The organism is Nocardiopsis coralliicola (genome assembly GCF_054779695.1).
Genome location: NZ_BAAGXT010000039.1, coordinates 49169 through 60247, shown reverse-complemented (window position 1 = coordinate 60247; position 11079 = coordinate 49169). Strand labels below are relative to the sequence as shown.

Sequence of the window (11079 nt, the reverse complement as noted above, 5' to 3'; positions counted from 1 at the left end):
GCCGGCCGCTGCGCCGGCCGCCGGGCGCGGGCCGCAGCCGCCCGCCACCGTGGGGCGGCGGGTGCTGCACGCGCGCTCCGCCGACGGCACCCGCGTACCGGTCACCGTCTTCTCCACGGCCTTCGGCTCCGCCGGCGGGGGAGCCGCCGAGCGCCCCGCCCCGGTGCCGATGCTGCTGCACGCCTACGGCGGCTTCGGCCGCCCGCGCCAGTTCGGGTTCAGCGCCACCGTGCTGGCCTGGCTGCGGGCCGGCGGCGGCTACGCAGTGGCCCACGTGCGCGGCGGCGGCGACGCCGGCCGCGACTGGCACCTGCGCGGCGCCGGCCGCAACAAGCCGCGCGCAGTCGAGGACCTGTGCGCCGCCGCAGACGCGCTCGTCCAGGAGGGCCACTGCACGCGCAGCGGGCTCTGCCTGAGCGGCGGATCGGCCGGCGGCCTGCTGGTACTCGCCGCCGCAGTGCGCCGGCCCGACCTGTGTGCGGCCGTGATCGCCAACGCACCGCTGGCCGACATGGCGCGCTTCGAGCAGCTCGGCCTCGGCCCGATGTGGACCCGCGAGTTCGGCACCGCCGGCGACCCGGCCGATTTCGCGGCGCTGATGGAGTACTCGCCCTACCACGGGGCCCTCGACAGCGCGGGCCCCGACCTGCCCGCGGTCCTGCTCACCGGGTTCCACGCCGACACCCGTACCGACGCCGCACATCCGCGGAAGATGTGCGCCGCCCTGCTCGGCTCCGGAGCCCCGGCACTGCTCCGCTACGAGCGCGGCGTGGGGCACGGCCCGCGGTCGGTCTCGCGCGCGGTGGCACTGGCCGCGGACGCGCACGCGTTCGCCGCCGACCGGACCGGTCTGCTTCCCGCGCCGTCCCAGCCTCTGCCCGCAACGGGCAGGGAGTCCCAGCACACGCCGCCGCTCCGGCGGCCGACCGGAAAGGACGCACCCATGGAACACGAACCCATCGAGGTCGAGGTCGAGGAGCTGCCCGAGGTCACCTCCCGCGACATCACCGCTGGCGGCGACAACGACGGCACCGACTCCAGCTCCGACTTCATCTAGGCACAGCCGCTGAGAGCACACCACCGGAACCCGAACCGCCTTGCCGGCGCACGCACGCGGTGCCGGCAGCGCTGCGCAGACCGGGGCAACGGAATCCGCCCAGCGGATGCGCCCTGATCTGCACCGGTCCGGACGCCCGCCGGGGACGCCACGCCCCGGCGGGCCCGGCCGCCCTGCCCTGGCGCGCGGCAGCGGCCCCCGGCCCGCCGCGCCTCCCGCAGGGATGCCCCGCCTCGGACGCCGCGGTGCCCCGGGCGGGGCGTCCGCTCCAGCGGCGCCGCGCGCCAGCACAGGAGAAACCGTGCCATCGGATAATGCCGTGCCATTGGGAAATGAGGGGGAGACCGTGCACGAGTCCCCGTCCACTCTGTTCACCGAGACCGTCGCGGCCGCCGCGGGCGGCGCCGAACGGCTCACCGAGCGGCTCGGCGCCGACTTCCTCTTCGCCGACGTCGGCGAAGAGGCCGTGCGCGGCCTGCTCGACCTCGACGCGCTCGACCGCCTGCTCGCCACCGGCCAGCTCGCGCCGCCGCGGCTGCGCCTGCACCGGGAGGGCAGGCCCGTCCCGGCCGACGCCTACACCTCGCCCGGCGAGGTCTCGCGGTCGGCGACGCGCGTCATCCGGCCGGAAGGCCTCTACGCGGAGCTGCGCGCCGGAGCGAGCCTGGTCCTGGACAGCATCGACCGGCTGCACCCGCCGGTCCGCGCGGCGGCCGACGACCTGATGCGGCTGGTCCGCGAGCGCGCGCAGGCCAACCTGTACCTGATCTGGGGCGACTCGCACGGCTTCGACACCCACTGGGACGACCACGACACCTTCATCGTGCAGGTCGCCGGCACCAAGCACTGGCAGGTGCACGGCCAGGGCAGCCGGCCGTATCCGATGAAGGTCGACGCCGACCAGAGCCACACCCCGCCGGAGCACACGGTGTGGGAGGGCGTGCTGCAGCCCGGCCAGGTGCTGCACGTGCCGCGCGGCTGGTGGCACACGGTTACCGGCACCGGCGACCTGAGCATGCACCTGACCTTCGGCTTCACCCGCGCGACCGGCGTCGACTGGGCGCGCGCACTGGTGGACCGGCTGCACGGGCACGAGGTGTTCCGCCGCGACCTGCCCCGGTTCGCCGACGCGGGGGAGCGGCGCAAGCACCAGGCCGAACTGGTGCGGCTCCTCGCCGAAGAGGCCGAGCGGCTCGACACGGAGGCGTTCCTCGCCGAGCGGGACGGCCGCTTCCCGCGCCGCCAGTCGTTCTCGCTGCGGCACGCCGTCGACGACACCGCCCCGCTCCGCCCCGGCACCCGCGTCGCGTTCGTGCCGCTGATCGCCCCGCCCGTCGAGCAGGACGGCGACCGCGTCGCCCTCACCGTCGCCGGCCGCCGCTACCGCCTTCCCGCAGCCGCCGCCCCGGTCCTCGACGCGCTGGCCCGCCACCGCACCCTCACCGTCGCCGAACTCGCCACCGAGGCCGCCACCACCCCCGCCACAACCGAGTCCGTCCTCCGCGCCCTGACCAGGACCCACCTCGTCACCCTGCGCGGCTGACCCGTCCGCCTCCGGCCCGTGGCCACATCTGACCGCACCACATCGCGCTGCGGTAACGCCACCACTCCACCCGGGTCGCCTCTTGTGGCCCCCGCACAGGCGGGGATGGACCAGCCCGGGACGGCAGCGCGTTCATCGCGCCGAGGTGAGCCCCCGGATGAGCCGGGGACGCAGGCGGTCCGCGTCGGGCGTGATCGTGACCCCGGCGGACCGGACGCGATCTGCACGTTGACGACACCGAGGACGTGACGCCGGCGTAGGCGGGGATGGACCGCGGGTTAGGCAGCGGTGCTCGGTGAGTGCGGCGCATCCCCGGCAGGCGGGTACGGACCCGTCCGGTGGGCTGCCGGAGCCGCGGCGCGGGTGAACCCGTGCGGCCAGGGGAGGGGCCTCACCGCTCGGGGGCCGGAGAGTCGCGGTGTGATTCCCGCGCAGGGGTGATCGGCCGTCCGGACCAGCCCCGTGGCGGCGCTCCCGGCGTGCACCCAGCGCGGGGGACTGCGCCAGCTCATCCGCGAGGCCCGGGACGGGCCGTGCCCCCGCGCAGGCGGGATGGGCCCCGGGCGGTCGTCCGCGACGGTTACCCGCGCCGTGTGCCCCGCTCAGGCGGGGACGGGCCGTCACCGTTGCGGCGGGGACCGCGGGAGTCCCCCGCAGGAGAGGGGCGGCCGCTCTGCAGGGGTTCCGGCGGTGCGGGGCCGGCGGCCGTCCCGGGGGCGGGGCCGGCCAGGAGCTCCGCCGCGTCGTGCGCCGCCACGGTGACGTCGGCGGGGGTGAGGACGGCCAGCGCGGCGCGGTGGCGGGGGCCGGCGTCGAGGGGGTGGAGGCGGACGGTGCCGGCCGGCGGCGCGGACGGGGTGGTCCAGGAGCGGACGGCCGGGGGGAGGTGCGGCGGGGCCAGCGAGACACCGGTCAGGCCGGCGTAGACGCCTTCGCCGGTGGCCTTCAGCAGGGCCTCTTTGCGGGACCAGTAGTCGAAGAAGGCGGCGGGGCGGAGGTCGGGGCCGACGGCGGCGAGGTCGGCCTGCTCCTGCGGGGTGAGGACGGCTGCAGAGAGCCCGTCGAGGTCGCGGCCGGGGGCGATGTGCTCGACGTCGACGCCGACGCGGGCGCCGCGGGCCAGGGCGACGGCGACGCGGTCGCCGGAGTGGCTGAGTGAGACCTCGATGCCCGCCGCCGCACCGGTCGGCCGCGGTTTGCCGTGCGGGCGGCCCTCGGTGCCGGCGCAGTGCGGGCAGTCCAGGGCGAAGGTGACGCCGGCCGGCGCGGTGCCGGACGCGGCGCCGACCGCGAGGCGCAGCAGCGCGTGGCCCACGGCGTAGCGGTCGCGGTCCGCGGCGAGGCGGAACCGGGCGTGCCGCTCGCGCTCGGCGGGGTCCAGCAGCGCAAGCAGGTGCGGCGCCGCCAGCGCAGGCGTCGCCCACCACACGTCGCAGTGCACCGTTTCGGCTTGCATCGTCCCATTGTGCTGCACCGGAGCGGCATACCGGCCCGCCCGGACAGGTGTAGACCAGGAGCGGGGCGGGAATTCGTCAACTGACCCCGTAAGGAGGCCCCCGTGTCCCTCATGGTCCTCTTCGGTTTCGGCTCCCTCGCCGTGCTGGTGCTTCTCGCGGCCCTGTTCACCGGCGCGATGGTGCTGAGTGCCCTGCGGGAGCGCTCGCAGGCGCCCGCGCACCCCGCCCGCCCCTCCGACGATCCGCCCGACGACGCGGCGATCAGCGCCGCGTTCCAGGCCCACGGAGTCCATATCCGCTGACCCGCCGGTAAGGTCGCCGCAGTGCCATCGCGCTGCAGGTCCCCAGGGCCGGCCCCGGGCGGTGCGCACGCCGGCACCGCGAGGCAGGGAGGACCCATGGGCGAGGACGGCCGTGCCGCGTTCGCGGCCGAGCGCCGCGGGCGCATCCTGGAGCTCGTGCGGGCCAACGGCGCCATGGCGCTGCGCGACATCGCCGGGCAGGTCGGCGCCTCCGAGGTGACCGTCCGCCGCGACGTGCGCGCGCTGCAGGCCGAAGGGCTCATCGACCGCCGCCGCGGTGGCGCCGCCCTGCCCGGCCGCCTCGGTCCTGCCGCGGCAGACGCTCCCGCCGACGGCAGCTCCGCCGCCAAGCGCGCCATCGCCGCGGCAGCCGCCCGCCTGGTCAGCGACGGCGAAACCGTCGCGCTGGGCCCCGGGACCACCGCCGAAGCGCTCGCCTGGGAACTCACCGGCCGCCGGCGGCTGACCGTCGTCACCCCGTCCCTGCCGGCCGCGGCGGTCCTCGCCGAAGCGCCCGGCGTCGACGTGGTGATGCCCGGCGGCACGCTGGACGGTGCCGCCCGCTCGCTGGTCGGCGCGGCCGCTGAGCAGTTCCTCGCCGGACTGCGCGTGCACCGGGCGTTCCTCTCCGGCAGCGGCGTCACCGCCGAGCGCGGCGTCAGCCACCCCCGCGCCGCCCTGGCAGCCGTGGACCGGGCCCTCGTCGCCGCCGCCGAGGAGGCCGTGGTGCTCGCCGACGCGTCCAAGGTCGGCGCGGACACCATGGTGCAGACCATCCCGCCGGAGCAGATCGCCCATATCGTGACCGACACCCGCGCCGATCCCGAAGTGCTGATGACCTTGGAGGACACGGGCACCCTGGTCCATGTGGCGGTTCTCGACACCGACCGTGGAGAATGACCCCTTCGGCGGCCGACGCGCCGCGGACCCGACGGACCGCGCCGCCGCGGCGGCGCTGGAATCAGGAGGCCCGACCATGCCGACCCCGGTAGCCCTGCCCGACCCGTGGGCGCAGGCGAAGGTGAACGTTGTGGTGCCCACCTACAACGAGGCCGACAACCTGCCGGTCCTCGCCGCCGGGCTGCTCGGCCTGGGCCTGCCGAACCTGCGCGTCACCGTCGTCGACGACGACTCGCCGGACGGAACCGGCGAGGTCGCGGAGAAGCTCGCCGCCGAGCATCCGGGCCGTGTCGCCGTCGTCCACCGCACGGTCAAGGACGGCTTGGGCCGCGCCTACGTCGCGGGCATGGAGCGGGCACTGGCCGACGGCGCCGACCACGTCGTGCAGATGGACGCCGACCTCAGCCACCCGGTCGGCTACGTGCCGCAGCTGCTCGGCACCCAGCTGTCGACCGGTGCGGGCGTGGTCATCGGCAGCCGCTACGTGGCCGGCGGCAGCCTCTCGGAGCGCTGGAACCTGCGCCGCCGCCTGCTCAGCGGATGGGCCAACACCTACGTGCGGGCGATCCTCGCGATGCCGGTGCACGACGTCACCGCCGGCTTCAAGATCTGGACGGCCGACGCGCTGCGCGCCGTCGACCTGCAGTCGGTGCGCAGCACCGGGTACAGCTTCCAGGTGGAGATGCACTTCCGCGCCTACCGGCGGGGGCGCAAGATCGTGGAGATCCCGATCCACTTCGAGGACCGGCAGGAGGGCGTCAGCAAGATGGACGTGGCCGTCCAACTGGAGTCGGCCCTGCGTCCGTTCCGCCTGCGCGCCGACGAGCGGTCCGCCCGGCGCGGCTGACGGAGAGCGGCCGCCCCTGGTGCGCCTCGCCGAAGCCCCGGCGGGCTCGCGGCGCGCGGAGGCGCAGCGGGGCCGCGCTGCCCCGCGGCGCCCGCCCGGAAGCACGGAGGGTGCGGTAGCGCCGGGCCCGGCGTGCGCCGCTGGTGGCTGTCTCCCGGCCGGTCAGGCTCACCGCCGGGGCTGCTGCTGCGCACCGGTGGGGTACAGGTGTGCGCGCTTGCGCGGGGAGCGGTGCCGGGTACCGGGCGGATCGCTGTCTCCGGCCAGGATGGGAGCGGGGTGGGCAGCGGTGGTCAGTCCCGGCGGGCGGGGCCCGCCTGGGAGCCCGGGCACTGGGACAGCGGCGGGCCGGAGACGCCGCAGAACATGCGGTCCAGCTCCGCGGGGCGGGGCCGGCCGCGTTCGCGCAGCAGGAAGAAGGCGAGGATGCCGCCGCCGGTGCTCACCGCGGCGATGATGAGCATCGCCGGTCCGAAGCCGCCGCTGACGCCGGCCGCGCCGCTGACCCCGGCCGCCGCCGGGACGGCCGCCACGCCGATCAGCTGCGCCGCTCGGGCGAGGGTGTTGTTGACGCCGGACGCGATGCCGGCGTGCCGCTCCGGTGCCGAGCCGAGCGCCGTCGCGGTGAGCGGCGCCACCGCCGTCGACAGCCCGAGGCCCACCACGAGCACCCCGGGCAGTACCCCGGTCAGATAGTCCGAGTGCGGGCCGATCCGTGCCAGCAGCACCATGCCCGCCGCCACGAGCAGCGGGCCCAGCGTCATCTGCACCCGCGGGCCGATCCGCTCGGCCAGCCGGCCCGACTGCCCGGACAGCGCCAGCATCAGCACCGTGATCGGCAGCGAGGCGGCGCCGGCCTGGACCGCCGAGTAGCCCAGCACCTCCTGCAGGTAGAGCACCAGCAGGAACAGCAGCGGCCCCAGCGCGCCGTACATCAGCACCGTCACCAGGTTGGCGCCGGTGAACCGCGCCGAGCGGAAGATGTCCAGCGGAAGCATCGGCTGGCGCTCGCGCCGCTCCACCATCGCGAAGCCGGCCAGCGCCAGCACGCCGATGGCCGCGGTGACCGCGACCGCCGGCCCGGTCCCCGGTGCGCCCGCCTCGATCAGCGCGTAGGTGATGCCGGCCAGGGCCAGCATCGCCAGGAGCGCGCCGCGGTAGTCGAGCCGGTGCGGTGCCGCTTCGTCGCGGGTCTCCGGCAGGTGCCGCCATGCGATCCAGAGGACGGCGGCCGCGAGCGGCAGGTTGATCAGGAAGATCAGCCGCCAGGAGCCGATGTCGACCAGCCAGCCGCCGACGAACGGCCCCACCGCCGAGGCGACGCCGGTCAGCCCGGACCAGGCGCCGATCGCGCGCGAGCGGTCCTCTTTGCGGAAGCCGGCCTGGAGGATCGCGAGGCTGCCCGGTGTCAGCAGAGCGCCGCCCACCCCCTGCAGTACGCGTCCCGCCACCAGCAGCTCCAGTGTCGGCGCGAACGTGCACAGCGCCGACGCGGCCGCGAACCAGGCGACGCCGGCGGCGAACACCTTCACCCGGCCGAAGCGGTCGGCGAGCGATCCGCTGAGCAGGATGAGCGCCGACAGCGTCACCATGTAGCCGTTGGCGATCCACTGCAGCCCGGTGATGCCGGTCCCTAGGTCGGACTCGATGGCCGGCAGCGCCACGTTGACGACGGTGGAGTCGAGGAAGGCCATGCCCGAGCCGAGCACCGTCGCCGTCATCATCCACCGCGCCGCCGGTGTCCCCCAGGCGATCCCGCCCGCCTGCGGCGGTGCCCCCTCGGCCATACCGCACCTCTCCCCGAACGCTCCGCCGAGCGGGGCCTGCGCGTGCCCGCAGGCCGTCCCCCTACCGTACGGGCGGAGCCGGCCGGCGCCCGGGAGCGCGCTGCTGTGTCGGATGCGGCGGGCGGCGGCCGGCCTGCCGCGGCGGTGCGGAGGATGCACCGGGTCCGGCGCCGGAGCGCGGCCTCTCCGGGGCAGGGCCGGTGCTGGACCGCGTGTCCGCACTGCGCCCCGGAAGCCGGGCCGCGGGCAGTCCGCACGCAGCGGCACCGCAGGACCCCGCAGTTCGGGGAGCATCCCGATGGCGCACCGCTGCTCACCGCAGCCGCGGCAGCACTGCGTGCCGGGGGCGGACGGCCGGATCCCGCGGCGCACCGCTGCGGTGCCTCGGCCGGAGGGGTACGGCCTGCTGCTCGGCCCCCCTCCCGCGTTCTTCCCGCCCCGCCCGCGGCTCTCGCGCCCAGCCGCGCACAGCGCCGGCAAGGCCGGCACCGCCGCCGGAGGAGCCGCACTCCGCAGCACCGCGGGGCGGCGCCGTTCCCGGCGCCGCCCCGCGGCCGTGTCGTCCTCCAGTTCTCTGCTGCCTCGGCCCGCACCCCTCAGCGGACCGGGCCAGCTGGGTCACTCCGCTGCGAGCGACCCGCTGATCGACGTGCGCGTCGCGGTGCGCGCCGGCAGCAGCGACGCAAGGAGTCCCGCGACGACGGCCACCGCGACGAACGCCGCGATCTGGCTGGCCGGCATGCCCGGCATCATGCCGGGCAGCACCGACGCCGCGGCCGCCCAGCCGAACGCGATGCCCAGCGCGACGCCCAGTCCCGCGCCGATCAGGCAGAGCAGCACCGCTTCTATACCCAGCATCCGGCGCAGCTGGCGGCGGGTCAGGCCCATGGCGCGCAGCAGCGCCGATTCGCGGCTGCGCTCCAGCACCGACAGCGCCATCGTGTTGGCGATGCCGAAGACCGCGATGAGCACCGACAGCCCGAGCATCGCCGCGATGGCGACGAACGCGATCCCCAGCATGTCGTCGAACTGGCTGCGCATCTCCACCGTCGAGTCGACCATCAGCATCGGTTCGTCCTCCACGGACGCGTACACCGCGTCGCGCAGGTCGGCCGGGTCGGCGCCGTCGGCTCCCTGCACGCCGATCTGGCGCGGGCCCTCCACCGAGGGGAACGCCTGGTCGAAGTCGTCCGGCGCCATCGTCAGGCCCCACAGGAAGCCCATGTCGGCCAGCACCGCGGCGACCTCGTACTCGCGCACGCCGTCCTCGGTCGCCACCGGGATGGCGTCGCCGACGCCGCGCCCGCCGCCGTAGCCTTCGGTCACGGCGACCCGGCCCGGACCGACGTCGGCGAGGTCGCCGTCGAGCACGTCGACGCTGATGTCGGTGCCGAGGTCGGCGCCGTCGACGGTGCGCACCGGCATCGCGCCGGCGGCGTCGTCGGTGTCGATCGAGCTCTCCCGGATCTCCAGGACGCGTCCGGTCTCCGGAGCGGAGCGCAGCTCGCCGGCGATATCCCCGGGCAGCGGCTCGCCGTCCTCGGCGTCCAGCGGCATCGACACCTGGTAGTCCACCGGGAACTGCTCGTCCAGCTGGTGGTCGAGCGTCCGCTCCAGGGAGGCGCTGACCACCGCGTAGCCGGTCATCAGGGTCGCGCCGACCGCGAGCGCCACCATCGCGGTCGCCGAGCGCCGCGGGCTCCGCCGCGCGTTGTCGGCGGCCAGCATGCTCGGCACGCCCGTGCGGCGCAGCAGCGGCGCCACAGCGGCGACGCAGCCGCGCACCAGCAGCGGCGCGAGGAGGACCACGCCGACGAAGGCGACCAGGCCGGCGCCGACGGTGACGACCATTGCGAGCGGGTCGGGGGAGAACTGCAGGCCGAGCGCCACGAGCCCGGCCGAGACGGCGAGGACGAGCCCGCCGGCCACCGCGCGCAGCCAGCTCGAGCGCTTCTCCATGCCCTCGGCGGTGGCGCTGGTGCTCAGCGCCGCCAGCGGGGCGACGCGGGTCGCCCGCACCGCCGGGACCAGCGCGGACACCAGCGTCACCAGCATGCCCACGGCCAGCCCGGCGGCGACCGGCGCGGCGCTCACCACCAGGTCGGCCGCTACGGCGCCGTCCCCGGCGGTGTCGAGTATGCGCCCGCCGCCGAGCCGCACCGCGGCCCAGGCCAGGCCGATTCCGGCGGCGATCCCGACCAGGGAGCCGGCCAGGCCGATGGCGGCGGCCTCCACCAGGACGCTGCGGAACACCTGCCCGCGCCGGGCGCCCACGCAGCGCAGCAGCGCCATCTCGCGCTGCCGCTGCGCCATGAGGATCGCGAACGTGTTGTAGATGACGATGCCCGCGACGAAGACGGCGACGAGCGCGAACAGCATGAGCGCGACGGTGAAGGCGAAGGTCTGGGTGCCGGCCTGCTCGGCTAGCTCCTCGCCGACGGCGGTCCCGGTCGCCACCTCCGCGTCGGCCCCGCTGCCGGCGAGGGCTTCGGACGCGGCCTCGCGCACGGTCTCGTCCGGCGTCCCGGTGGTGCCGGTCAGGTCGATCTCGGTGTAGCCGTCCGCGCCGGTCATGCTGCGCGCGGTGTCCGGCTCGAAGACGACGGCGCCGCGCTGCGCGATCGACGGATCGACGCCGAAGTCGACCAGCCCGGACACGGTGAAGGTGTGCTCGCCGCCCTCGGCGTCGAGCACGCTCACCCGGTCACCCACCTCGAATCCGGTGGTCGAGGCCGACGTCGAGGCCAGTGCGACCTCGTCGGGCGCTGCGGGCAGCGCGCCTTCGGAGGCGCTGTAGCGGACCGGGCCGTCGAAGCCCATGCCGAGCGTCGGCACCATGCCGAGGGCGCGCCCGTCGGCATCCAGCAGCGGGGCGCTGCCCGCCACGACGCCGCCGGCGGTCTCGACCTCGTCGAGGCCGCGCAGCTCCGCCAGGCCCGCTGCGGGCAGCGCCGGCGGCGGCGCCGCCGGGTCGGGGGCCTGCTCGGATTCGTCCGGCTCGGCCGCTTCGGCGATCGCCGCGAAGTCCGAGGCCGAGCCCATCACCTTCTCGGAGAAGGCCCGCTCCAGGGTGCCGGTGAACACCAGTGTCCCGGAGACGAACATGACACCCAGCGCGATCGCCAGGACGGTGGTGGCAAGCCGGGCCTTGTGCAGCAGCAGGCCGGCGAGTGCGGTGCGCAGCAT

The 11079-nt window shown here is 76.0% G+C and carries 8 protein-coding genes; 5 read left to right on the top strand and 3 right to left on the bottom strand.

What is annotated here, in order from left to right:
* A partial coding sequence (locus tag ACYVGT_RS21860) for a prolyl oligopeptidase family serine peptidase (protein ID WP_460861549.1) occupies positions 1 to 1057 on the top strand: 1057 nt, incomplete at its 5' end.
* Between the two features lie 325 nt (positions 1058 to 1382).
* On the top strand, positions 1383 to 2600 hold the full coding sequence (locus ACYVGT_RS21855) for a cupin domain-containing protein (protein WP_460861553.1): 1218 nt from the start codon (positions 1383 to 1385) through the stop codon (positions 2598 to 2600).
* A gap of 580 nt (positions 2601 to 3180) precedes the next feature.
* Here the strand turns inward: ACYVGT_RS21855 and ACYVGT_RS21850 are convergent.
* The gene (locus tag ACYVGT_RS21850; protein WP_460861547.1) at positions 3181 to 4056 is read right to left on the bottom strand and encodes a 4'-phosphopantetheinyl transferase family protein; all 876 of its coding nucleotides are present in this window, start codon (positions 4054 to 4056) and stop codon (positions 3181 to 3183) included.
* Between the two features lie 102 nt (positions 4057 to 4158).
* On the opposite strand from ACYVGT_RS21850, the gene ACYVGT_RS21845 reads away from it, so the two are divergent.
* The 3 genes from ACYVGT_RS21845 (at position 4159) to ACYVGT_RS21835 (ending at position 6106) form a co-directional block, all read left to right on the top strand.
* On the top strand, positions 4159 to 4359 hold the full coding sequence (locus tag ACYVGT_RS21845; protein ID WP_460861544.1) for a hypothetical protein: 201 nt from the start codon (positions 4159 to 4161) through the stop codon (positions 4357 to 4359).
* A 96-nt stretch (positions 4360 to 4455) separates the two neighbouring features.
* Positions 4456 to 5259 carry a DeoR/GlpR family DNA-binding transcription regulator gene (locus ACYVGT_RS21840; RefSeq protein WP_460861542.1) on the top strand — a complete coding sequence of 268 codons (804 nt, stop codon included), beginning with the start codon at positions 4456 to 4458 and terminating at the stop codon, positions 5257 to 5259.
* A gap of 76 nt (positions 5260 to 5335) precedes the next feature.
* On the top strand, positions 5336 to 6106 hold the full coding sequence (locus ACYVGT_RS21835) for a polyprenol monophosphomannose synthase (RefSeq protein WP_460861539.1): 771 nt from the start codon (positions 5336 to 5338) through the stop codon (positions 6104 to 6106).
* A gap of 293 nt (positions 6107 to 6399) precedes the next feature.
* Here the strand turns inward: ACYVGT_RS21835 and ACYVGT_RS21830 are convergent, their stop codons facing one another.
* Together ACYVGT_RS21830 and ACYVGT_RS21825 are read right to left on the bottom strand one after the other, a co-directional pair.
* Positions 6400 to 7893, bottom strand: a complete 1494-nt coding sequence (locus ACYVGT_RS21830) for an MFS transporter (protein WP_460861535.1) — start codon at positions 7891 to 7893, stop codon at positions 6400 to 6402.
* A 618-nt stretch (positions 7894 to 8511) separates the two neighbouring features.
* Entirely contained in the window at positions 8512 to 11079 is a 2568-nt protein-coding gene (locus ACYVGT_RS21825) for an ABC transporter permease (protein ID WP_460861533.1), read from the bottom strand.

What these genes read in the sequence shown, in the direction of transcription:
- ACYVGT_RS21830 (WP_460861535.1), bottom strand. Translation starts at nt 7,893, where the DNA reads ATGGCCGAGGGGGCACCGCCGCAGGCGGGCGGGATCGCCTGGGGGACA.
- ACYVGT_RS21825 (WP_460861533.1), bottom strand. Translation starts at nt 11,079, where the DNA reads ATGCTGCGCACCGCACTCGCCGGCCTGCTGCTGCACAAGGCCCGGCTT.
- ACYVGT_RS21850 (WP_460861547.1), bottom strand. Translation starts at nt 4,056, where the DNA reads ATGCAAGCCGAAACGGTGCACTGCGACGTGTGGTGGGCGACGCCTGCG.
- ACYVGT_RS21840 (WP_460861542.1), top strand. Translation starts at nt 4,456, where the DNA reads ATGGGCGAGGACGGCCGTGCCGCGTTCGCGGCCGAGCGCCGCGGGCGC.
- ACYVGT_RS21835 (WP_460861539.1), top strand. Translation starts at nt 5,336, where the DNA reads ATGCCGACCCCGGTAGCCCTGCCCGACCCGTGGGCGCAGGCGAAGGTG.